Here is a 23,338-nt window from a genome sequence, read left to right as displayed (position 1 = left end):
TGAAAAAATGGACCGTATTGACCTGTTTCGCGTGTTTGCCCGTGTGGTCGAATGCGCGAACTTCACGCGTGCCGCCGATACGCTCGGCATGCCTCGCTCGTCGGTATCGGCGGCTGTGCAGGAACTGGAGAACCGTGTCGGCACGCGGCTGCTGAACCGCACCACGCGCAAGGTCACGACGACGCAGGACGGCGCGGCGCTCTATGAGCGCTGTCTACGCCTGATTGCCGATATGGAGGAAACGGAGAACCTGTTCCGTCACGCGACGTTCACGCCTGGCGGCACGCTGCGTGTCGATATGCCGGGCCGGATCGGCCGATTGGTCGTCGCGCCTGCGTTGCCCGCGTTTCTCGATGCGTATCCGCAGATCAACGTTGAACTCGGTGTGACGGATCGCGCTGTCGATCTTGTCGAAGAGCGCGTCGATTGCGCGCTGCGAGTCGGCATGCTGGAAGACTCCAGACTGATTGCGCGGTCCATTGGCGAACTCTTGCTGATCAACGTGGCCAGTCCCGCGTATCTTGCAAGGCATGGCGTTCCGCGCAATCCGGATGATCTGAGCGGGCACGCGCATGTGGGCTATGCGTCTGCGTCTACAGGACGTCTCGCGCCGTGGGAATGGAGAGACGGCGAGACTACACGGGCAGTCGAGTTCGGAAGGCGCGTGACGGTGAACAGCGCCGAGGCGTACATTGCCTGCTGTCTCGCGGGTCTCGGGTTGATACAGATTCCTGCTTATGATGTCGCGGTCCACATCGAGGCCGGAGAGCTTGTTGAAGTTCTGCCGGCGTATCGCGCGGAACCGATGCCCGTTAGCTTGCTCTATCCGCATCGGCAGCATCTTTCGAGGCGGTTTCAGGTTTTCGCGGCGTGGCTTGAGGATGTTGTGCGGCGTCGATGTTGTATGGAGACGAGAGACGCTTAGTGCTTCGTTTGACAGAGGTTCTCGTCTGACCGTGAAATCCGATCGTTTAACCCGCTACCCGCTCGCCTCGCCCAAACAGAATGCCTTCCAACACCCGCGTTGCCTCCGCACAGCCGGACACATCGAAGTCGACCAACCGCTCGCTGGAACGCGGCATCGACCTGTTGCGAGCATTCGGTCCAGGCGCGACATTGCTGACGAATAGCGAACTCGTCGAGCGGACAGGTCTGCCCAAAGCGACCGTGAGCCGTCTTGCCGCAACACTGGTCGAAGCCGGCTTCCTCGAACACGACGCGACTCGCCGTGCCTATCGCCTTGGCATCCCCGTGCTCAGCGTCGCCCAGGCGATGCGCAGCGGCTCCACGCTGTTGCAGGCGGCCGCGCCGATGATGCGCGACACCGCGCAGCGTCTGCATATCAACGTAGGCATTGCAGGCGCCGATTGCGACGAGATGGTGTATCTGGAGTCGGTCCGTTATAGCCCGCGCGCATCGCTGCGCACGGTGGTGTCGGGGCAACGCGTGCCGATGGAACTCACGTCGCTGGGTCGGGCGTGGCTCGCGATGCAATCGCCCGGCGACTTCATGTCGATGGTCGAGCGCTTCCGGCGTCGCAAGCAGTCGGGGTGGGCCGCGCTGGAGAAGGACATCGCCGACGCCGTGCGCGCGGTGCATCGGCTGGGGTATTGCGTGGCGAGCTGGCAGCCCGAGGTGACGGCGCTCGCCGCGCCGCTTGCGATCCCGGGGCATAGCCTGATGGTGCTCAACTTCAGTGTGCGCACCACCGATCCGACCGACACCGTCGTGCGTTCACTCGCAGGGCCGCTGCTGACTCTGCGCGATGAAATCGTGTCGGCGACCATGCAGCTCGAAAGCTAGCGAAGCCTTTAGCGCTCGCTGATAGCGCGTGCAGGAATACCGCATACGATCGCGAGACCGCCGAGCAGCGAGACGATCGCCACCGCATATAAACCAATCGCGCTGCTGCCGAAATGCGTGGAAGCGAAGCCGATCACAGTGGGCGCGGAGATGCCACCGAACTGCCCGAGGCTGCTGATCAAACCGATACCACTGGCCGCGACCGTGCTCGACAGATACGCGGGCGGAATGGTCCAGAACAGCGACAGCATGCCGAGATAACCCGCTGTCGCGATACACAGCAGCACGATCAATGCACCCGGGTGACTGCCGAAAGCAGGCAGCAATACGACACCGAGCGCCGCCATGACCGAACTCGCCATGAAGTGCCAGCGGCGTTCGAGCATCCGGTCGGAATTGCGGCCCAGCAGATACATCGCAACCGCACCGACGATATAGGGAATTGCCGATAGCAGTCCGATATGCCAGTAGTTCGTCACACCGCTTTTCTGGATCACGCCCGGCGCCCAGATATGCACGACGATGCTCGCCCACGGCACGCTGAAGTAAGCGAACGTGAGGAAGTAGAACTTCGGTTCCTTCAACGCGACCCAGATCGACGCGTGCGCGCGTGCGGATTTCGTTTGCGCATCGCGGTGCAGTTCGCCGAGCAGAAAGTCTTTCTCATCCGCTGACAGCCACGTTGCCTGTTCCGGACGATCCGTGAGATAGAGGTAAGCGAAAAGCCCTGCGATGATGGACGGCAAGCCTTCGAGAATGAACAGCCACTGCCAGCCCTTGACGTTCATGAAGCCCGACAGCGTGTTCAGAATCAGCCCCGAGACAGGACCGCTGATGATGCCCGACACGCAGATGGCCGTCATGAAGATCGCCGTCACGCGCGCTCGTCGCGCCGACGGAAACCAGTACGTGAAGTAAAGAATGACGCCCGGAAAGAAGCCCGCTTCCGCCGCGCCAAGCAGCACGCGCGCGAAGTAGAACTGCGTGGGCGTCTGCACGAATGCCGTTCCCGCCGACACAAGACCCCACAGCGCCATGATGCGCATCAGTGTCTTCCTGACACCGACCCGTTCGAGCCACAGATTGCTCGGCACCTCGAACACCATGTAACCCAGATAGAACAGACCGACGCCCAGGCCGAACGACGCATCGGACAGTCCGACGTCGCGCGAAAACTGCAGATGCGCAAAGCCGATATTCGCGCGGTCCATATAGGCGAACACATAGCAGACGAACAGGAAGGGCAGAAGCCTGAGCGTGACCTTGCGGTAGACGGCCTCGGCGTGTGGCTGGTCGGTTGCGGTGGAATTCACGGGCGCCATAGGGGCGGTGTGCATGATGTCTCCGGTCTTTTAGGGGCTGCATTCGCACCCGGCGCGCCTCGGGTACTGTGCTTGGGTCCCATTATCGGTCGCGATCCGGATGTGACAAGAGTTATGTTTCAACTGATGGAACAGTGATGAATATGTTGACGTGATTCGCACTGTTCCATCCATCGGAACGAGGTGGATGCGGCCGCGACAACGCACGACTAAGCTCCATTGCACAACATTCACACCGTGCAATCGAGACACCATGAACACATCGACTATCCAGTTCGCCGTCGAAGCCGGCATTGCCGTCATCACGCTGAATCACCCCGACAAGCGCAACGCCATCACCGATGACATGCGCACCCAACTGATCGACGCGCTCGAAAGCGTGCAACGCGACACGCACATTCGCGCTGTCATTCTCACAGGCAATGGCAAGGGATTTTGCGCAGGCGGCGACGTGAGCGGCATGGCGCAGCGCATGGAAGCGCCCGCTGGAGAGGTTGCGTTCAATGGATGGACGCGCCAGCAGCGCGTCCATCACACGGTGAACCTGTTGCACGCGATGCCCAAGCCGACCATCGCCGCCGTCAACGGCGGGGCGGCCGGGCTCGGCGCGGACATGGCGCTGTCGTGCGATTTCATCATCGCATCGGACGAAGCGAGCTTTGCGTGGAGCTACATCCGCCGCGGCCTGATCCCCGATGGCGGCGGCCTGTACTTTCTGCCGCGACGCGTGGGCCTCGCGCGCGCCAAGGATCTCATCTTCACGGGCCGTAAGGTGGAAGCTAAAGAGGCACTTGAACTCGGCATCGCGGATCGTCTCTGCGCGCCCGATGCATTGCTCGATCAGGCTCGCGCATGGGCCGCCGAACTCAGCGCGGGTTCCGCGACGGCCCTCGCGCTCGGCAAGAGCATCCTGAACCAGAGCTACGAACTGTCCGCGCATCAGGTGTTTGCGCAAGGCAGTCAGGCGCAGGCAGTGTGCTACACGAGCCGCGAGCATCGCGACGCCGTGCATGCGTTTCTGACGAAGAAACAATGAACGTGGAGACCAGCATGAACGCAATTTCCCGATTGATGCGGCCTCGAAGCGTCGCTGTGATTGGCGCATCGGCGGATGCTTCGAAGACGTCAGGCCGTCCTGTTGCCTACCTCAGAAAGCATGGTTTCGATGGCGCGGTGTATCCGGTGAATCCCCGTTATGAATCCATCGACGGTCTCACGTGCTATCCCGGCGTGGCGGCGTTGCCCGAAGCACCCGATGTCGGCATCGTCCTGCTTGGCGCCGAACGCGCGCATCTCGCCGTGAAGGAACTCGCGGAGCGCGGCGCGAGCGCGGCGATCGTGCTCGCGAGCGGCTATACGGAGACAGGGGAAGAAGGCGCACGACGTCAGGCGCAATTGCTCGAGGCCGCAGGATCGATGCGCCTGCTCGGACCGAACACGATTGGCCTCGTGAATCTGACGGACGGCATCACGCTGTCGGCAAGCGGCGCGCTCGAATCCGATGCATTCACTGTCGGTGGCATTGGCGTGGTGTCGCAGAGCGGCGGCATTCTGGGCGCGTTGCTCTCGCGCGCCGCGGCTGCGGGGATCGGGCTGTCAAAGCTCGTCTCGACCAGTAACGAAGCCGATCTCGACATGGCCGACTTCGTCGATCATCTCGTCGACGATGCCGCCACGTCGGTCATCTCGCTGTATATGGAAGGACTGCGCCGCCCCGACCGGTTCCGTGCCGCTGCGCTGCGGGCCGCTGAGGCGGGCAAGCCTGTCGTGGTGTTCAAGATTGGCAGGTCGGAGTCGGGCGCGCGCTCGGCCATTTCGCACACGGGCGCCATGGCAGGGTCCGACAGGATGTACGACGCGCTGTTCCAGCAGACGGGCGTGATCCGCGCGACGACATTCGCGGACCTGCTGGATATGTCGAATGCGCTGTCGAGCCGTCGCAAGCTGACAGGCAAGCGGGTTGCCATTCTCACGTCGACCGGCGGCGCGGGCACGCTCGTGGCGGACAGCCTCGGCGTAAGCGGCTTCGAGACGCCCGCACCGGATGCAACGACAGCGGCCAATCTGCGCGCGTTGCAAACGGGCGACCATGCCGTGCTCGACCGCAATCCCATCGACGTCACCCTGGCGGGTTTGCAGCCCGACCTGTTGCGCGGCGCGATCCGCACGCTGCTGGACAGTGCTGCTTATGACGCTGTCGCGGTGATCGTCGGGTCGTCGGGGCTCGCGATGCCGGACCTGATGGCGGGCGCGATTCGCGATTCACTGCCGGGCACGGACAAGCCTGTGATCGCCTACGTGAGTCCGCATGCGCCGGGCATCACCAGCCTGTTGAATAAGGAAGGCGTGCCAGCATTCACGAGTCCGGAGAGCGCAACCAGTGCGTTGCAGGCGATGTGGCGGCATGGCGAACATGCACGCTGTCACGCGCGCGGCGAGCGCCGAACCGCATCTCTCATGCAAGCGCCCGCTAACCTGCCCGAAGGCTCGCTCGACGAAGCGCAGGCGAAGGCGCTGTTTGCCGGCTTCGGCATTCCATCGGTTCGCGAAGTGCAGGTCGACAATGCAATCGATGCTCAAACGGCAGCGCGGACCCTGGGCGAACGCGTCGTGTTGAAGTTCCTGTCGAACACGATCACGCACAAGAGCGACGTGGGCGGCGTGGCGATTGGCGTAACGGCCGACGCGATCGGCGCCCGCATGAATAAAATGCGCGACGACGTCGAAACCGCGACGGGAACGCAGGTGAAGCGCTTTCTCGTGCAGGAAATGGTGACGGGCGGCACGGAACTCATTCTCGGTCTGCATCGCGATCCGCTGGGCACAGCGATTCTGCTCGGCATGGGCGGCGTGACAGCGGAACTGATCAATGACACGTCGATGCGGATGCTGGATCCGCAGACGGGTCTCTCGCTCGACGATGCGCTAGACATGATTCGTGAACTCAAGACCCATGCGCTGCTCGACGGTTTCAGAGGCAGACCGCGCGCGGACATCGACGCACTTGCAGCGGCGATCGTCGCGTTTGCGCAGATGGCGGTGCGGCTCGGCGCGCGACTGGTCGAAGCGGAAATCAATCCTCTGTTCGTGCTGCCGGCAGGCCAAGGTGTTCGTGCGGCCGATGGCGTCGCGGTGATGGCGAGCAGTTTGATCGATGTCAAACCAGGAGAGTCTTTGTAAGCCCTCGTCATAAATATCGATTCAAGTTCCAGAACAGTCAGCCGTAATGTCCGTGAGGGCTTCTGCATCCAGGCGGGAGCCCTGGCCGATTCCTTTCTGCACGCTTACGTGACTGTCTGGCACCATGTTCGAAAAAATCACAATCCGCGCCCGCCTTGCGCTGGCGATGAGCTTTCTCGGCGTTCTCCTGATAGCGGGAGGCGCAATGGGTATCGTCGGCGTCAACATGACGAACGGCGATCTCAAGAGCCTGTACACCGATCAGCTTGCTTCATCCACACGACTCAGTGAAGCGAGCGTCGCGCTGGCAAGATCGCGGCTCTGGCTGTTCCGCATCGCGTTGGACCCCGATAACCCCGACCTGCCGAAGTTCACGCAAAACGCACGCGACCAGCTGGAGAAATCGCACAAGGCGTGGGAAGCGTATCGCCAGCTGGCTTACGCCGATGCATCGGAAGCCAGCGAGGCAAACGAGCTGAACGGCAAGCTCCAGAGCCTCGTCACGACGGGCTACGAGCCGATCTTCCAGGCAATCTCGACGCACGATGCGGCGGCCATCAAGAGCGCCGTGCAGAACACGTCGTCGGCGCTGTATCAGGACGTGACGGGCGGCATCGATGCCCTGCAGAAAAAGCAGGCTTCCGCCGCCGTCGAGACCTACGAGCGCGCGCAAACCCGTTTCCAGTGGTTCGTCACGATTGCCGTTGCGGGCGTCGGCCTTGCGCTTGTTGCCGCCGCGCTCGCGTGGCGTTCGCTGCAACGCGCTATCGGCGGACCCTTGCAGGAAGCGCTCACGCACTTCAGGGCCATCGCAAGCGGTGATCTGACCGCGCGCGTCGAAGTCCGCTCGCACGACGAAATGGGCCAGTTGATGAACGGCCTTCAATCGATGCAGCTGAAACTCGTCGACATGATCGGCACGGTCAGGGAGAGCGCAAGCGCCATCGATACGGCCGCGCAGGAAATCGCGGCGGGCAATACGGATCTGTCGCAACGCACGGAAGAGCAGGCCGCATCGCTCGAAGAGACGGCGTCCAGCATGGAGCAGCTGACGGCCACCGTGCGACAGAACGCCGACAACGCGAAGCGCGCTACTGAGCTTGCAGGCACGGCATCGGACACGGCGCAGCGCGGCGGCGAAGTGGTAGGCCGCGTGGTCGAGACGATGCAGGAGATATCGACGAGTTCGTCGCGCATGAACGAGATCATCGGCACGATCGAAAGCATCGCGTTCCAGACCAATATTCTCGCGCTCAATGCAGCGGTCGAAGCGGCGCGCGCAGGCGATCAGGGGCGCGGGTTCGCGGTGGTCGCCTCGGAAGTCCGCACGCTCGCGCAGCGGGTTGCGACGGCCGCGGGCGAGATTCGCGGGCTGATCGGCGAAGCGACCTCGCGCATCGACACGGGCGCGACGCTCGTGCGCGACGCGGGCGGCACCATCGACACGATCATTCGCGACGTCGCACGCGTGAACGACATCCTGCAGGAAATCTCGTCGGCGTCGGACGAGCAAAGCACGGGTATCGGCCAGGTCAACACGGCCGTGAACCAGATGGATCAGGTCACGCAGCAGAATGCGGCGCTCGTCGAACAGGCTTCGGCGGCCGCGCAATCGATGGCGCATCAGGCACGCGGACTCAGCGACGTGGTGTCGATTTTCCGGGTCAAGCCGGCGGCTCACGCCTGATTCTCGGGCGGCTGCGAACGCTGCCCACACAGCGCCGGACGGTATCTGCTGCCGTCCTTCATCGCGCTTCATCGGCGGGGACGCAGTTTCCCGCCGATTCCCACGCTTAACCCCCCGCCGCACGCGCGCTCAGCGCGTTTCCCGCCACGAGAAGCATAGCTGGTATGCACTGCCTGCAATGAGCAGGCACGACGCCAACCGCATAATCCGTTGACGTCAGTTCGCGTGCCCGGCGTGGCTGCGGCCGCGACGGCACACCGACAAGAACCAAAGCGACAACAACGACAGGCCCTCTGCCTGATGGAGATAGACCGCATGCAACCGTGGTACAGCACCATGGCGCCCGCCCAGCGCCGCACCTTCTGGGCGTGTTTTCTCGGCTGGGTTCTCGATGCAATGGACGTGCAGTTCTTCGCGTTCGTCATTCCCACGTTGTTGACCACTTGGAGCATGACGAAGGCGCAAGCGGGCGTGATCGGCACATCGGCATTGGTTTCATCGGCGATTGGCGGGGTGATCGCGGGCGTGCTGGCTGACCGGATCGGTCGCGTTGCGGTGCTCAAGCTCGCTATTCTCTGGTTCTCGCTGTTCACGGGTCTTTCCGCGTTCACCAACAGCTTCCATGAACTGCTCATCACGCGCAGCCTGCAAGGGCTCGGCTTTGGCGGCGAATGGGCGGCGGGCGCGATCCTGATCGGCGAAGTCGTCGACAAGCGCATTCGCGGCCGCGCTGTGGGCACGGTGCAAAGCGGCTGGCCCGTAGGCTATGCGCTCGCGGCGCTGGCGTACTGGGGCCTGTTTGGCGTGCTGCCCGAGCATATGGCGTGGCGCGTGCTGTTCCTGATCGGTCTGCTGCCGGGGCTGCTCGTGCTGTGGATGCGCCGGAACATCGATGAATCGGAAGCGTTCCAGTCGGCTGCAACGTATCGCAAGAACAGCAATTCGTTCGGCACGTTCGCGCGCATTTTCGCGCCTAACGTGCTGTCGCGCACGCTGCTCGCGTCGCTGATGGCGGCGGGCGCGCTCGGCGGCAACTACACGATTCTCACGTGGCTCGTCACGTATCTGCGCGAAACGCAGAGCCTGACGGTCAATCTCACCACGCTCTATCTCGGCGTCAACATCTTCGGTTCGTTCTGCGGCTACATCGGCATGGCGTATCTGAGCGACGCGATCGGACGGCGCTGGACCTTCGCGCTGTCCGCACTCGGCGCGGCGCTTACGGTGCTCGCCTACACGCGGCTGCAACTGCCGATGTCGACGCTGCTGATCCTCGGCTTTCCGCTCGGTCTGTTCCAGTCGGGCATCGTCTCGGGCATGGGCGCCTGTTTCACCGAACTTTTCCCCGCGGAGATCCGCGCGTCGGCGGGCGGGTTCTCGTACAACTTCGGGCGCGGCATCGGCTCGCTCGTGCCGGCAGCCGTCGGCATCACGAGCGCTTCGCTGGGCCTCGCGAAATCGATCGGCGTGTGGGCTGCGTTGTCGTACGTACTCGTTCTGATCGTCGCCGTGTTCCTTCCGGAAACCCGCAATATGGAGCTTGAATCTCATGTCTGATCTTGCACAGCCGCGCCACGGCGGCCGCATCCTCGTCGATGCACTGGCCAGCAATCACGTCGATACCGTCTACTGCGTGCCGGGCGAAAGCTATCTCGCCGTTCTCGACGCGCTGCACGACGCACACGGCATCCGCACCATCACGACGCGTCACGAAGGCGCGGCATCGAACATGGCCGATGCGTACGGCAAGCTGACGGGCCGTCCCGGCATCTGCTTCGTGACGCGCGGACCGGGCGCCACGCATGCGGCCAACGGCGTGCACACCGCAAGCGAAGACTCGACGCCGATGATTCTCTTCATCGGCCAGGTCGAACAGAATTTCATCGGACGCGGCGCGTTTCAGGAAGTCGATTATCAGCAGATGTTCGGCGGCATCGCGAAGTGGGTAACGGAGATCGACAGCATCGAGCGCATTCCCGAGATCATCGCGAAGGCGTTCAGCATCGCGATGTCGGGCCGTCCGGGTCCTGTCGTGATCGCGCTGCCTGAAGATGTGCTGTTCGGTTCGGCAACCGTCGCCGATGCGCCTGCGGCGCGTGTCGTGCAGGCAGCGCCGACGGCGGCTGCGCTCGGCGAATTGCGCGGGCTGCTGGAGCAGGCATCGCGTCCGCTGGTTGTGATCGGCGGCACGGGTTGGGACGCTGAAGCGACAGACGCGTTCAAGCGCTTCGTCGTTGCGAACAACCTGCCGGTGGCGGCCTCGTTCCGCCGTCAGGATCTGTTCGATAACCGCGATCCGCATTACGTCGGTCAACTGGGGCTCGGCGTGTCGCCGAAGCTTGCTGAACGTGCCCGTACTGCCGATCTGGTGATCGTCGTCGGCTCGCGGCTCGCGGAGACGACATCGTCGGGCTATACGGTGTTCGAAAGCCCGACGCCGAAGCAGACGATGGTCCACGTGCATCCCGATCCGCAGGAACTCGGCCGCGTGTATCAGGCGCGTCTGCCGATCAACGCCGGTCTGCGCGAATTCGCGCTGGCGCTCGACGGTATCGAGCCGGTTGCCTCGCAAGCGTGGCAACAGTGGACCGCGGACGCACGCGCCGACTACGTCGCGCATTCGACGCCGCCCGCACCGTCGGCGGAAATCGAGGGCGTGGATCTCGCGCAGGTCGTCGGTCACCTGAGCGAAGTGCTGCCCGAAGATGCTGTCATCACGAACGGCGCGGGCAACTACACGGTCTGGGTGCATCGTTTCTATCGCTACCGCAAGCCTGCTACCGAACTCGCGCCGACCAACGGTGCAATGGGTTACGGCTTTCCCGCCGCGATCGCCGCGTCGCTGCGGGATCCGAAGCGCAGTGTGGTCTGCTTTGCGGGCGACGGCTGCTTCATGATGTATCCGCAGGAACTGGCGACGGCCTTGCAGTTCAATGCGCCGCTCATCGTGATCGTCGTGAACAACGGCATGCTTGGCACGATCCGCATGCATCAGGAGCGCGAGTATCCGGGCCGCGTGTCGGCAACACGCCTTGCGAATCCCGATTTCATCGCGTTCGCGAAGTCGTTCGGCGCGCACGCGGAACGCGTCGAACGCACGGAAGATTTCGCCGCTGCATTCGAGCGCGCGCAGAAGGCGGGCGTTGCGGCACTGATCGAACTCGTCACCGATCCGCGCCAGATCACGCCGACCAACCGTTTGAACGCAGCGTGAGGCCGACGATGGACATTCGTGGTGAACTGATCATCGGCCAGCAGGCTTTCAAGGCGCGTGGCGGCGATGTGTATGCGATTGCGGCGGCTTCCGGCGAGCGCCTCGAGCCAGCGTTCGGCGCGGCAACGGGTGATGACGTCGAGCGCGCCTGCACGCTGGCGGAAGAAGCATTCGATGCGTATCGGCAATTGCCCGACGAACAGCGCGCGCAATTTCTCGATGCCATCGCGCAAGCGATCGTCGATCTCGGCGCCGCGCTGACGGAGCGCGCACACCTGGAAACAGGCCTGCCGATGCCGCGTCTGGAAGGCGAGCGCATGCGCACCGTCGGTCAACTGAAGCTGTTCGCGAGTCTCGTGCGTGATGGCCGCTGGCACGGCGCGGTGATCGATACGGCTCAACCGCAACGCACGCCGCTGCCGCGTCCCGATCTGCGACTGCGGCGCATCGGGCTGGGTCCTGTTGCGGTGTTCGGCGCGAGTAATTTTCCGCTGGCGTTTTCAGTGGCGGGCGGCGATACGGCTTCGGCGCTGGCGGCCGGCTGTCCCGTTGTGGTGAAGGCGCATCCGTCGCATCTCGGCACATCGGAACTGGTTGCGCGTGCCATTGCGAAGGCCACTCGCGACACAGGTATGCCCGAAGGCGTGTTCTCGATGGTGCTGGGCGATGGCATCGCGATCGGCGAAGCGCTGGTGCGTCATCCTGCGATTCAGGCAGTCGGCTTCACGGGCTCGCGACAAGGCGGTCTCGCGCTGCAACGGATCGCGCAGAATCGGCGCGAGCCGATTCCCGTCTACGCGGAAATGAGCAGCATCAATCCCGTCGTGCTTCTGCCTGCTGCGCTCGCTTCGCGCGGCGCGACGATTGCGCGTGATTTCGTCGATTCACTCACACTCGGCGCGGGACAGTTCTGCACGAACCCGGGTCTCGTGCTTGCCATCGAAGGCCCCGCGCTCGATGCGTTCTGCGCAGCGGCTGTGGACGCGCTCAGTGCGAAGCCTGCAACGACGATGCTGTCGCCGGGCATTCATGGTGCGTATTGCCGTGGTGTCGAGCGTCTATCGAAGCAAGGCGCCGTGACGAAGCTCGCGTCGGGCAAGGCAGCGAGCGGCGCATACGAGGCCGTTGCCGCGCTGCTGCGCACGGACGCGGAAAGCTTCCTCGCGGATGAATCGCTGGAAGACGAAGTGTTCGGGCCGAGTTCGCTCGTCATTGCGTGCCGCGATATCGACGAGTTGCATCGCGTGCTGCGACGCGTGTCGGGCCAGTTGACGGCGACCGTTCAACTCGATGACGACGATCACGCGCTCGCGCGCAAGCTGCTGCCGACGCTAGAACGCAAGGCGGGCCGCGTGTTGTTCAACGGCTTCCCGACGGGTGTCGAGGTCAGCTACGCGATGGTGCATGGCGGGCCATTCCCGTCGACATCGGATAGCCGCACGACATCAGTTGGCGCATCGGCAATCGATCGTTTCCTGCGGCCCGTCTGCTACCAGGCCGTGCCGGATACGCTGCTGCCCGAATCGCTGCAGTCGGACAATCCGCGCGGGATCTGGAGACTCGTCGACGGTCAGCTGGTGCGCGACCAGGCGTAACAGGAAGGGCGCCTGCGCGCCTTTGGTTCAGGTATTGGCCGGCGCGTGCAATGTCGTGCCCGGCCAGCTGCCGTCGCCGACCAGATCGGCGGCGAGTTCGCGAACCATCTGCGCGACGTTCCAGACGCCTTCCGGCATCACGCGATTCTGCGGCCACGCAATCGCGACTTCGCGCTGCACGACGGGGTCGGTCAGCGGAAAGCACTTCACACGCCCCGACGCGACCTCTTCGACCACGGCGGCCGCCGGCAACACAGTCGCGCCGCACCGCTCGATCACAAGCCGCTTCGTGATCGAAATCGAGCCATCGCATTCGAGCGCGATATTCGGCGTGAACCCATGCCGCGCCGCCAGCGATTCCACCAGCACGCGCAGGCCGTGATGCGTACTCGGCAGGATCAACGGAATGCTGCCCAGGCCGCTCACGGCGAACGGCCCGTCCGGCACGTTCGATGCCGCGGGCGTCACGAGGCACACCTGTTCGGACAGCAAGGTGTCGAACTGGCTCGCGCCAGGATGCTCGGGCACGTACATGAGCGCGAGATCGACCTCGCCGTCGTTGAGCCAGCCGAGGATATGCGTCGCCAGTCCTTCGACGAAGCGAACCCGCGTGTCCGGATAGCGCGCTTTCAGCCGATGCCCGAGACGGCCGAACATGATGCGCGCAATCGTCGGCTGCGCGGCGATCGACAGCGTCGCGGGACCGCGCTTGCCGCTGTCCTGCATCGCGATGCGGGCTTCGTCGAGGGTTTTTTCCATCGCGAGCGCATAGCCGAGCAGCTGCTCGCCGCGCTCGGTCAGCCACACGCCGCGCCCGCTGCGGCGAAACAGACGCACGCCCAGCTCAGCCTCCAGCATGCCGATGCGCCGGCTGACGGTCGACTGATTGGCGCCGAGGTCCATGGCGGTGCGTGAGATGCTGCCCGTTTTCGCGACGCGCGCGAACAGTTCGAGATCGTCTGAGTTCATGGCTTCGTGTCAAGTGAATCGGCGGCAAACCTTTCCGCGATGAACGGTTGAAAGGTGCGCAGCGTTCGATTGTAATCAGTCGCGGCGGTGCGTGACCGCTGGCTCGCGCGACTGCCGCCTGGACTGGCGGAACACGAGCAGGCGCAACGCATCCGGAATGCGTTGCGCCCTTTCACAGCATTACAGCATCAACGCTTCACAGCGCAGCGTTTTGCGGGAACAGCGCGCGGCGCGTTTCTTCGTCGAAATCGGCCTTCAGCGTCAGCTTTTCCTTCAGTGCCTGCGCGCGGACCGCTGCGGGACGCGCCGAAATTTCATCGACGACACGCTTGACGTGCGGATAGTCGCTCAATCCCTTTTCGCCGAGGATATAGCCCGCAAAATTGGCCCAGCCCCACAGCGCGATATCGGCGATGGTGTATTCGTCGCCAGCGAGGTACTTCGACACGGCAAGACGCTCATCGAGCACGCGATAGTGGCGCTCCACTTCCTTCAGATAGCGGTTGCGCGCATACGCGATCGCTTCGGGTGCGTGGTGCAGGAAGTGCACGGCCTGACCTGAGAACGGCGACAGGCCCGTGCCGATAAACATCAGCCATGACAGCATCGCGCCGTGATCGGCGGCGTTGCGGGCCACGAAGCGCTCGTGCCTGGCCGCGAGATGCAGCAGGATGGCTTGCGAGTCGAATACGGTCACATTGCCGTCGACGATGGCGGGAACCTTGGCGTTCGGGTTGATCGCGCGAAACTCGGGCGTGTGCTGCTCGCCCTTGAAGGTATCGACGGCGATCAGTTCATACGGCAGGCCCAGTTCTTCGATCAGCAGGGCGACCTTGAGCGGGTTCGGCGACGGATGGAAATAGAACTTCATGTGTGTCCTCTGGAATGGGAGAAAGTCGTGTTTCGCGTGGTGTGTCGTTCGCGATACTGCGTAGCGAATGAAAGTGATCGTAGAGCGCGGGTGACTGTTTGACGTACGCGTTTGCCGACGAACTCGTTCGATGGAATTGGATGTGTTTGGGCGTGGTGGGGCGTGTTTATCGCGGCGAAGTGTGGGATATTTCCCGTCTCCGCGAAAACAAACGTCAACACGACCGACCATGAAAATTCATCGCATGCTGTGTTTTGGCCGCAATGACGAGAGCGGCAATGCGGCGCTCGTCGTCGAGGATTCGGCTCTGAACGAACCGGAACGGTTGAACTTTGCACAGCAGCAGGACGCGAGCGCGTCGGTGTTCGTTGAAGCGAACGCTGCTGGCGAGATGGAGCTTGACTACTACTATCCGCATAGCCGTAGCCCGCTTTGCCTGCATGCGACGCTCGCCGCGAGCGCGGTGTTTTTCGAGCGTCATCCGGAGAGGGACGCGGTCAGGTACGTGACGAGCATGCGTCGGCAGCCGCTCGAGATCGAGCGGATTGGTCAGCAGATTTTCGTTGGCATGAGCGCACAGCCTTGCCCTTCATTGACGAGCGATGTCGCGGAAACGGCTGAATTGCTTGGGGTAGACTCGGCTGATCTGATGCGCCCACCGCAAGTTGCATCGGTTGGCAGCGCAAAGCTGCTGGTCGAGGTGGCGGATCAATCGGTATTGGCGGCGCTGCGCCCGGATTTGACGGGCATTGCCAACTGGAGCCGCAAACACGGCATTTCGGGCATGTACGCATATTGCCGCGTCGATGAAGGTGTCTACGCGGGGCGCAATTTCAATCATCTGGAGCCGCGTTTCGAAGACGCAGCGACGGGCGTCGCGGCGGGCGCGCTCGCGTTGTCGCTTGAACGCAGCCTGACGCTGCTGCAGGGCGACGCGCTCGGCCAGCCATGCACGCTCATCGCGCGATATGCGGACGGCGTCGTGCAGATTGGCGGACGAGCGGTCAGACGCGCAATCTGATTTGACCGGATGCCGACGCTGCGCCGTTAACTTTCACGTAAGTCTCTCTCGGCGCGAGCGCCAGGCTAAGGCAAGTTGCGCTGCTTAAAGCTTCCGGTATCTGCTCGCAAGGGCACATTGCCCTGTAAACATCTGGCCTGACAGTACCTCGCTCGCTTCCCGGTCTAGTCGATTTGCGATGCGCAACTACGCAGTGCGCGGCGCAGCACAGGACTCGCGCACGATCAGCGTCGCCTCGCATTCGATACTCTGCGTTTCCCTGTCGCCGTTCAGTTGCGCGATCAGCAGATCCGCCGTGCGCCTGCCGATTTCCGCGCTGGGCACGCGCACCGTGGTGATCGGAATCGGCAATTCCGCCATGATTTCGAAATCGTCGAAACCGATCAGACTTAACTGACCCGGCACGTCGTAGCCCTTCGCCATCGCTTCGAGCATGGCGCCCGTCGCGAACGAGCCGTTACCGCAGATGAAGGCGGTCGGCGGTTCGATCGGTGCAGCCATGATCTGGCTGAACAGGCGCCGTCCTTCCTGAACGCCCCAATAGCCTTCCGCCATATGCGCGGGATGTATCGCAATGCCATGCTCGGCCAGCGCGACGCGCACGCCTTCGCGGCGCGCGGCGGCTCGGTCATTGGTATCGGCATTCTGCGCGATCATCGCGATCCGCCGATGGCCGAGCCCGACCAGATATTGGGTCGCATCGTAAAACGCACGGTAGTTGTCCACGCCGACGCAGACGGAGCGATGGTCCGGGGCAAACGTGAAGGTGCTGACGCACGGCACGTTGCGCTGATCGAGCAGCGGATACAGATCGGGATGATGGCCTTCGCCCACCACGGCAATCGCATCGACGCCGCGTTCGAGCATCTTGCGAACCTGCCGGTACTCACGCTGCAAGTCGTATTCCGAGCAGCCGAGCAGCAGCGTATAGCCCTTTTCTTCGAGTTCGTCCTGCAGCACTTGAATGGCTGTGGCGAAATGCTCGTTGGCGAGCGTCGGCACGACTGCGCCGATGGTGCCCGTGCGATGCGTCGCGAGCGCGCGCGCGGCGGCGTGCGGCACCCAGCCGAGATGATCGATGGCCACCTGGATGCGCTCGCGCACGCTCGGCGACACGATCTCCGGCGAATTGACGAAGCGCGACACCGTCGCCTTCGATACGCACGCGAGTTCCGCGACGTCGCGCAGCGTTGCCGTGCCCACCCGGACCGAGGTGGATGGCGTGGCCGGCTGTTCAGGTGGAGTGGGGCGCGCAGCCTTTGCCATGTCGATTGCCGTAGAGTTTTCCGCTGCAATTATAACGGCGGCGTCATCGGACAAACGCCTCAGAATGGCCGCGCACAACGCGCGCACCGCTTACTTCGATGAAAGCTTTTTCGCCCACTTCATGATGTGACGGCCCGCCGCGACGACTTCGCCGCGCTGGTTCACCACTTCCATGTCCGCCGTGCTGCGGCGCTTCTCTTCGTCGATCTCCGCCACCCGGTAGATCACCGTGACGGTATCGCCCAGCAGCACGGGGCGAATGAAGCGGATGCGGTCATAGCCCGCCGATACCGGGAACTCGTCGAGATCGGTGCGATGGATCACATGCGCAATGCTGATCGTCGATGCCGTCGACATGTAGCCGACCAGCAGCGCGCCGTGTGCGATGCGCGTGCCGATCGACGACTTTTCCTGCATGTACTGCTCGTTGATATGGGTGTCGCTGAAGTCGCCCGTCAGTCCCGCGAATAGCGTTACGTCGGTTTCGCCGACTGTCTTGGCGAACCTGAATTCCTGTCCGATCTCCACGCCCTTGATGGCCATGCTCAAAGCTCCTGAAAAGACGGTCTCGCCGTTTGCAGCGTTTCCGCTAACGTTTTCGGTTGAATGTGAAACCGGTTGCAAATGTGTCTATATCCGCCAATGTACTGTAAATATGGATGTAAAAGGCGTGCTTTAGTGGTTTTCCCTGGAGGATTGAGAAACCGCTTTTCATCATGCGTGTAACCGGTTACATTGATTCCACCGGCGGCGCGCTTTCAGGCTGCGACGGCGGCTTCAATTCCAACCAAGCGAGACACGCAACATGCACATCATTTCTACGACTGAGGCGGCATCGCTGGTGCGCGACGAGGACGCCGTTCTGATCAGCGGCTCGGGTGGCGGCCATTCCGTGCCGGAAGCCCTGCTGGCCGCGCTCGGGGCGCGCTTCATGAGCGCGGGCGAGCCGCGCAATCTGACTTCGATCAGCGTGGTCGGCGTAGGCGACCGCGCGGCGCTGGGCGCGAGCCATCTCGCGCATGAAGGACTGCTGCGTCGCGCGATCACGAGCGCACTGGTCGACTCACCGGGCCTCGTCACGCTCGCGGCCGAAGACAAGATCGAGGCGTACACGTTTCCACAAGGCGTGCTGTCGCAACTCATGCGCGAAATGGCGGGCGGCCGGCCCGGTCTGATCACGAAAACGGGTCTGCACACTTTTGTCGATCCGCGTCAGCAAGGTGCACGGCAAAGTCCGCGTACACCGGCCGCGTTTGTCGATCTGCTCGAACTCGATGGCGAAGAATGGCTGCGCTTCAAGCCGATACCGATCAACGTCGCGTTCCTGCGCGGCACCACGGCCGATGAAGACGGCAACATCACGATGGAGCAGGAAGCCGTGCTCGGCGAAATGCTCGCGATGGCGCAGGCTACGCGCCGTGCAGGCGGCATCGTCGTGGTTCAGGTCAAGCGGATGGCGACGCGCAATACGCTGCCGCCCAAGCAGGTGAAGATTCCTGGCATCCTCGTCGATTTCGTGGTCGTCGTGCCCGATCAGCGCCAGACCTACGCGACGGATTACGACCCGAGCTACGCGGGCGAACTGCGCGTGCCGCTGTCCGAAATCAAGCCGCTGCCATTCGGGCCACGCAAGGTGATCGTGCGACGTGCAGCGCTCGAACTGTATCCCGGCGCCGTGTGCAATCTCGGCGCGGGCGTATCGACGGGGCTGTCGACGGTTGCCGCGGAAGAGGGCCTGCTCGACAAGGTCGTCCTGACCAACGAACAGGGCTTGATCGGCGGCGCGCCGATTACGGGCCGCGATTCGGGCGGCGCGCAGAACTTTGCCGCGATGATCGAGCAGCCGTCGCAGTTCGACTTCTACGATGGCGGCGGGCTCGATCTCGCGTTCCTGTCGTTCGCGGAAGTGGATGCGCAGGGCAATGTGAACATCAGCCGTTTCGGCGACAAGATCATCGGTGTCGGTGGCTTCATCAACATCAGCCAGAACGCGAAGTGCGTGATTTTCAGCGGCACGCTGACTGCGGGCGGTCTCGATATCGGCTGGGAAGCGGGGCAGACGGTGATACGCGAAGAAGGCCGTCACAAGAAGTTCGTGCGCAAGCTCGAACAGGTCTGCTACAACGCGACGTTTGCGCGTGAGCGCGGACAGACCGCGCTGTATGTGACCGAACGCGCTGTGTTCCGCATCGGTGCGCAAGGGCTCGAACTGATCGAAGTGGCGCCGGGCGTCGATCTCGAACGCGATATCTTCTCGCAGATGGAGTTTCGCCCGCAGGTGTCGCCGGATCTCAAGACGATGGATGCGCGTCTGTTCCAACCGGAGCGGCTCGGCATTCACGATGAAGTGGTCGCGCGCGAACGCCGCTTCCGTTCGGCACGCATCGCGCAATGGCTCGCGGAGAAACAGCAATGAATATCGATGGCGCCACGCGGCTCTACGCGATTATCGGCGACCCTGTCGTGCAGGTGCGTTCGCCGTCGGTCTACACGGAACATTTCGCGCGCAACGACATCAACGCCGTGCTGTTCGCCGCGCAGGCAAGCAGCGATGCGTTCGATACCGCAATGCGCGGCCTGATGTCGCTCGGCAACCTGGACGGCCTGCTGGTCACGTCGCCGCACAAGACTGCAGCGCTCGCGTTTGCGGACCGGCTGTCGACGCGTGCGCAGATTGTCGGCGCGATCAATGCGTTGCGCCGCGAGGCAGACGGAAGCTGGACGGGCGATATGTTCGACGGCGTCGGCTTCGTAAGCGCCGCGCGGAAAGTCACGTCGATCGAATCGAAGCGCGTCCTGCTGTTCGGCTGCGGCGGCGCGGGCGCTGCGATTGCCGCGGAAATGGCGGCGCATGGCGCGCGGTCGATTTCGCTCGTCGATCCCGATGCGCAGCGGGCGCGTGCTTTGCGCGATGCGTTGGCCGCGCATTTCGGTGCGTGTGACGTGAGCATCGGCAATGATGGCGGAGCGCATGAGATCGTCGTCAACGCGTCGATCGTCGGCATGAAGGATGCGGATGGCTTGCCCGGCGATCCTGGTGCGATCGGCACGGAAAGCCTGGTCGGTGACGTCGTGCTGCGACCGTCAGCAAGCCCGACCACGCTCGTCGCGCTTGCGCGCGAACGTGGCGCGCATGTCGTCACCGGGCAGGAAATGCACAGCGGCCAGATCGACGCTATCGCCGAATTTTTCGGCGCGCACCAGGGAGCCCGATGATGTCGCTGCTGGGCAACGCAGCCGTGCTGATCTGGAACGACGTGATCGAGACCGGGCGCGATGAATTCTATGGCTGGCACGACAAGGAGCACATACCCGAGCGACTGGCAGTGCCGGGCTTTCTGCGCGGCCGTCGCTATCGCGGCAGCGGCGTGACGGAATGGCTGACGATCTACGAAGCTGAAGACGTCGATGTGCTGACCAGTCCCGCTTATCTCGATCGCCTGAACAATCCCACGCCGCTCACGCAGAGCACGGTGCGGGCATTTCGCAACACAGCGCGTTCGATCTGCGTCATCGAGAAGACGGCGGGCGCGAGCACAGGGGGCCACGCGCTGACATTGCCGCTGCCTGCGGACTTCGACGCCAGTGCGCTATTCGACGGCGACGCGCCTGCCATCACGTCGGATACAGGCGTGCTGGCAGCACATCTGTTCGTCGCCGACGATGCCGCCAGCCATCTCGACACACGCGAAGCGCGCGGCCGCGCGTATGTCGTGCCGCCGCGCGTGCTGCTGGTCGAAACCTCGACACTCGACGCGGCGCGCCAACAACTCGAGCGCCTGTTGAACCGTCTAGACCCGGCGACACGCGATGAAGCAGCGGAAGGTGCGGGCGTCTTCACGCTCGAAATCAGCCGCCTCGCTACACCCAATTTTCAAAATCAGGAAACACGATGAAGCTACTCAGATTCGGTCCCGAAGGTAACGAGAAACCCGGCCTGCTCGACGCGCAAGGCAACATTCGCGATGCGTCGTCGCTTTGCGGCGACTACACGCCTGCCTTCTTTGCGGAAGGCGGGATCGAGAAACTGCGCGCAGCCGATCTGACGAAGCTGCCTGTGGTCGAAGGCCAACCGCGCGTCGGTTCGTGCATTGCGCAGCCGGGCAATTTCATCGCGATCGGTCTCAACTACGTGCAACACGCAATCGAAACCAACGCGCCGATTCCCGACGAACCGATCATCTTCAACAAGGCGCCTTCGTGTATTTCGGGGCCTCACGATCCCGTCGTGCTGCCGCGCGGATCGACGAAATGCGACTGGGAAGTGGAGATCGCGCTGGTGATCGGCAAGCGCGCGCTCTACGTGCCGGAAGAGAACGCGCTCGACTACGTGGCGGGCTATTGCGTCTGCAACGACGTGTCCGAACGCGAGATGCAACTGGAACACGGCGGCCAATGGGTGAAGGGCAAGATGTTCCCGACCTTCGGCCCGCTCGGGCCCTGGCTCGTGACCCCCGATGAAATCGACGACGTGCAGAATCTCGGCTTGTGGCTCGACCTCAATGGCAAGCGCATCCAGAATTCATCGACGTCGGACATGATCTTCAAGCTCGCGACGATCGTGTCGTACGTCAGCCAGCATGTGCTTTTGCAACCCGGCGACGTGATCACGACAGGCACGCCGCCCGGCGTCGGCCTCGGCATGAAGCCCGAGCGCTTCCTGAAACCGGGCGACGTGATGGAACTCGGTGTCGAAGGACTCGGCACGCAAAAGCAGACTGTGATCGCATTCGGCGATTCGACGCTGGCCTGATGGGCCACGACGTTCCTATACGCGCCTAAATGTGCCGGGTATCGCTTCATGTAAGCGCCCGGCTCGCAATCCAATTCAAGAGACAGGAGACCCGGTATGGACAACCGGTCAGGAGGAGGTGTGATGAAAGCCACCGATGCAGCCGCACGTGTTTCGACCACGAACGCGCTGCCCTGGTACAGGGAAATCTCGTGGCCGCAATGGCGCGTGCTGATCGCCGCATGGGGCGTGTGGGTGATGGACGCGGTCGACTTTCTCGCGATCACCTTCGTGCTGAACGACATTGCAAAGCAGTTCAACGTGCCGCTCAGCACGGCCTCGCTGCTGCTGTTCGCGACATATGGCGTGCGCTGGATCGGCGGGCTGATGTTCGGCAGTCTGAGCGATCGTATCGGGCGCAAGATTCCGCTGGTGATCACGCTGGCCTGGTTCACGGCGGGCGCGGTGCTGACCGGGCTGTCCTGGAGTTTCCTGTCGCTAGCGGTGTTTCGTCTGCTGCTGGGCTTTGGCATGGCGCCGGGCTTTTCGCTCGGCGCGACGATGGTTGCCGAATCGTGGCCGGAGCGTCATCGCGCGATTGGCATCGGCATTCTCGATACGGGTTGGGGACTCGGCGCAATCGGTGCAGCGATTGCCTATGATCTCGTCTATCCGCATTTCGGCTGGCGCGGCATGTTCTTCGTCGGCGTGATTCCGGCGATTCTGCTCGCGGTGTTTATCCTGATGTGCGTGCCGGAGTCGCAGGCATTCAGGCAAAGCGCCAAAAAGTTGCGCACGCCGCTGCGCGACAATCCGGCTATCGTGCTGTTCAGGCTTTATCCGCGCCGTGTCGGCTATCTTGCGTTGCTGATGCTCGTGCTGTGCTTCGGGTCGTGGCCGTTCCAGGGGCTGTTTCCCACGTATCTGAAGTCGTTGTCGTTCGATCCGTTGACGGTCACGTGGCTCACGATGACGTCGGCAGTCGGGCAGGTGTTCGGCTTCTTCGCATCGGGCTTTATCGCGGAGCGGATCGGGCGGCGCGCGGGAATCAGCGCGATGCTGGGTGCGGGCGCGGTGTGCGTCGTGGCGCTCGTGTACAGCGTCAATCAGTTCATGCTGGCCGAATGCTTTGCGTTTCTGAGCGGTTTCTTCCTGGTCGGATCGTCGGGAATCTGGGGAACGATTTTGACGGAGAACCTGCCGCGCGATGTGCGGGCCTCAGGTGTGGGCTTTCTCTACAACATCGGTGTGGTTGGCGGCGGCATTGCACCGTACATTGTGCTGTCGACCGTCAAGGCATCTGATATGACCATCGCGCTTGGCATTGCCGTGTTCACGATCGGTGCAGCGCTGGCGGCTATTGTGATTCTGCGTTCGGTGCGGGAAACGAAAGGCATGCATCTGAGCGAGATCGACGCGGGCGGGCACTAGCACTATGTCACCGCGAGCGCGGTAACGAAGGCTTGTTGAGTCCGCGCGCCGCGCTCGCTTCTCGACGTCGATTCATTCTTGGTTTTTTTGAGCTTTGCGCTGGCATCCGCGTTTTGTTACTGGTGCTTCAGGCGTTGCCCCTGTGCGGGGCGGCACTTACTTTCTTTGCCGCCGCAAAGAAAGTAAGCAAAGAAAGCGGGCTAACACCGCCCGTTCTTGACCTCCGCCTGAGGGCCCCCAACGGGTC

20 protein-coding genes are annotated in these 23,338 nt (G+C 63.0%); 15 read left to right on the top strand and 5 right to left on the bottom strand.

The genetic code is table 11. The annotated features are described in order from the left end of the window. Nucleotides 1–7 precede the first annotated feature (7 nt). Together G3O01_RS37720 and G3O01_RS37715 are read left to right on the top strand one after the other, a co-directional pair. Entirely contained in the window at nucleotides 8–925 is a 918-nt protein-coding gene (locus tag G3O01_RS37720) for a LysR family transcriptional regulator (protein WP_205812187.1), read from the top strand. An 80-nt stretch (nucleotides 926–1,005) separates the two neighbouring features. Beyond that, a complete protein-coding gene (locus tag G3O01_RS37715) occupies nucleotides 1,006–1,803 on the top strand; it encodes an IclR family transcriptional regulator (RefSeq protein WP_205812179.1) in 798 nt (265 codons plus the stop codon). Nucleotides 1,804–1,811: 8 nt separating this feature from the next. Here the strand turns inward: G3O01_RS37715 and G3O01_RS37710 are convergent, their stop codons facing one another. Continuing rightward, nucleotides 1,812–3,140 (bottom strand): MFS transporter, encoded by a 1,329-nt coding sequence (locus G3O01_RS37710; RefSeq protein WP_205812177.1) that lies wholly within the window; start codon nucleotides 3,138–3,140, stop codon nucleotides 1,812–1,814. Nucleotides 3,141–3,378: 238 nt separating this feature from the next. Here G3O01_RS37710 and G3O01_RS37705 point away from each other — a divergent pair, with 238 nt between their 5' ends. The 6 genes from G3O01_RS37705 to G3O01_RS37680 all read left to right on the top strand — a co-directional run bounded on the left by G3O01_RS37705 (nucleotide 3,379) and on the right by G3O01_RS37680 (nucleotide 12,801). Continuing rightward, nucleotides 3,379–4,161 carry an enoyl-CoA hydratase/isomerase family protein gene (locus G3O01_RS37705; protein ID WP_205812175.1) on the top strand — a complete coding sequence of 261 codons (783 nt, stop codon included), beginning with the start codon at nucleotides 3,379–3,381 and terminating at the stop codon, nucleotides 4,159–4,161. 14 nt (nucleotides 4,162–4,175) lie between these two features. Then, nucleotides 4,176–6,305, top strand: a complete 2,130-nt coding sequence (locus G3O01_RS37700) for an acetate--CoA ligase family protein (protein WP_205812173.1) — start codon at nucleotides 4,176–4,178, stop codon at nucleotides 6,303–6,305. Between the two features lie 124 nt (nucleotides 6,306–6,429). Continuing rightward, complete coding sequence (locus G3O01_RS45655) at nucleotides 6,430–7,992, top strand: methyl-accepting chemotaxis protein (protein WP_205812166.1); 1,563 nt, start codon at nucleotides 6,430–6,432, stop codon at nucleotides 7,990–7,992. A 315-nt stretch (nucleotides 7,993–8,307) separates the two neighbouring features. Further along, the gene (locus tag G3O01_RS37690; protein ID WP_205812164.1) at nucleotides 8,308–9,549 is read left to right on the top strand and encodes an MFS transporter; all 1,242 of its coding nucleotides are present in this window, start codon (nucleotides 8,308–8,310) and stop codon (nucleotides 9,547–9,549) included. Next, nucleotides 9,542–11,206, top strand: a complete 1,665-nt coding sequence (locus tag G3O01_RS37685; RefSeq protein WP_205812162.1) for a thiamine pyrophosphate-binding protein — start codon at nucleotides 9,542–9,544, stop codon at nucleotides 11,204–11,206. Before G3O01_RS37690 ends, G3O01_RS37685 begins: the two co-directional genes overlap by 8 nt. A gap of 8 nt (nucleotides 11,207–11,214) precedes the next feature. Beyond that, on the top strand, nucleotides 11,215–12,801 hold the full coding sequence (locus G3O01_RS37680; protein WP_205812160.1) for an aldehyde dehydrogenase (NADP(+)): 1,587 nt from the start codon (nucleotides 11,215–11,217) through the stop codon (nucleotides 12,799–12,801). A gap of 27 nt (nucleotides 12,802–12,828) precedes the next feature. Here G3O01_RS37680 and G3O01_RS37675 read toward each other — a convergent pair whose 3' ends face one another. Together G3O01_RS37675 and G3O01_RS37670 are read right to left on the bottom strand one after the other, a co-directional pair. Further along, nucleotides 12,829–13,770, bottom strand: coding sequence for a LysR family transcriptional regulator (locus G3O01_RS37675; RefSeq protein WP_205812158.1), 942 nt, complete (start codon nucleotides 13,768–13,770; stop codon nucleotides 12,829–12,831). A gap of 196 nt (nucleotides 13,771–13,966) precedes the next feature. Then, a complete protein-coding gene (locus G3O01_RS37670; protein WP_205812156.1) occupies nucleotides 13,967–14,641 on the bottom strand; it encodes a glutathione S-transferase N-terminal domain-containing protein in 675 nt (224 codons plus the stop codon). Nucleotides 14,642–14,870: 229 nt separating this feature from the next. Between G3O01_RS37670 and G3O01_RS37665 the strand changes: the two genes are divergently transcribed. Beyond that, entirely contained in the window at nucleotides 14,871–15,662 is a 792-nt protein-coding gene (locus tag G3O01_RS37665; protein ID WP_205812154.1) for a PhzF family phenazine biosynthesis protein, read from the top strand. A gap of 186 nt (nucleotides 15,663–15,848) precedes the next feature. On the opposite strand, the gene G3O01_RS37660 is transcribed toward G3O01_RS37665, so the two are convergent. Together G3O01_RS37660 and G3O01_RS37655 are read right to left on the bottom strand one after the other, a co-directional pair. After that, nucleotides 15,849–16,928 carry a LacI family DNA-binding transcriptional regulator gene (locus G3O01_RS37660; protein ID WP_205812152.1) on the bottom strand — a complete coding sequence of 360 codons (1,080 nt, stop codon included), beginning with the start codon at nucleotides 16,926–16,928 and terminating at the stop codon, nucleotides 15,849–15,851. Between the two features lie 90 nt (nucleotides 16,929–17,018). After that, nucleotides 17,019–17,471 (bottom strand): MaoC/PaaZ C-terminal domain-containing protein, encoded by a 453-nt coding sequence (locus tag G3O01_RS37655; protein WP_205812151.1) that lies wholly within the window; start codon nucleotides 17,469–17,471, stop codon nucleotides 17,019–17,021. Nucleotides 17,472–17,733: 262 nt separating this feature from the next. Here G3O01_RS37655 and G3O01_RS37650 point away from each other — a divergent pair, with 262 nt between their 5' ends. The 6 genes from G3O01_RS37650 to G3O01_RS37625 form a co-directional block, all read left to right on the top strand. Next, nucleotides 17,734–19,344 carry a CoA-transferase gene (locus G3O01_RS37650; RefSeq protein ID WP_205812149.1) on the top strand — a complete coding sequence of 537 codons (1,611 nt, stop codon included), beginning with the start codon at nucleotides 17,734–17,736 and terminating at the stop codon, nucleotides 19,342–19,344. Beyond that, a complete protein-coding gene (locus tag G3O01_RS37645; RefSeq protein WP_205812147.1) occupies nucleotides 19,341–20,144 on the top strand; it encodes a shikimate dehydrogenase in 804 nt (267 codons plus the stop codon). The genes G3O01_RS37650 and G3O01_RS37645 overlap by 4 nt, the downstream gene beginning before the upstream one ends. Next, nucleotides 20,141–20,824 carry a hypothetical protein gene (locus tag G3O01_RS37640; protein WP_241024621.1) on the top strand — a complete coding sequence of 228 codons (684 nt, stop codon included), beginning with the start codon at nucleotides 20,141–20,143 and terminating at the stop codon, nucleotides 20,822–20,824. Before G3O01_RS37645 ends, G3O01_RS37640 begins: the two co-directional genes overlap by 4 nt. Next, complete coding sequence (locus G3O01_RS37635; RefSeq protein ID WP_205812145.1) at nucleotides 20,821–21,681, top strand: fumarylacetoacetate hydrolase family protein; 861 nt, start codon at nucleotides 20,821–20,823, stop codon at nucleotides 21,679–21,681. The genes G3O01_RS37640 and G3O01_RS37635 overlap by 4 nt, the downstream gene beginning before the upstream one ends. A gap of 123 nt (nucleotides 21,682–21,804) precedes the next feature. After that, nucleotides 21,805–23,091 carry an MFS transporter gene (locus G3O01_RS37630; RefSeq protein ID WP_205812143.1) on the top strand — a complete coding sequence of 429 codons (1,287 nt, stop codon included), beginning with the start codon at nucleotides 21,805–21,807 and terminating at the stop codon, nucleotides 23,089–23,091. A gap of 35 nt (nucleotides 23,092–23,126) precedes the next feature. After that, nucleotides 23,127–23,338 (top strand): hypothetical protein (locus G3O01_RS37625; protein ID WP_205812141.1); only part of this gene is annotated, 212 nt, incomplete at its 3' end.

It is taken from the genome of Burkholderia sp. Ac-20365, from assembly GCF_017104715.1.
GTDB lineage: Bacteria > Pseudomonadota > Gammaproteobacteria > Burkholderiales > Burkholderiaceae > Paraburkholderia.
This window is presented reverse-complemented; position numbering and strand designations above follow the sequence as displayed.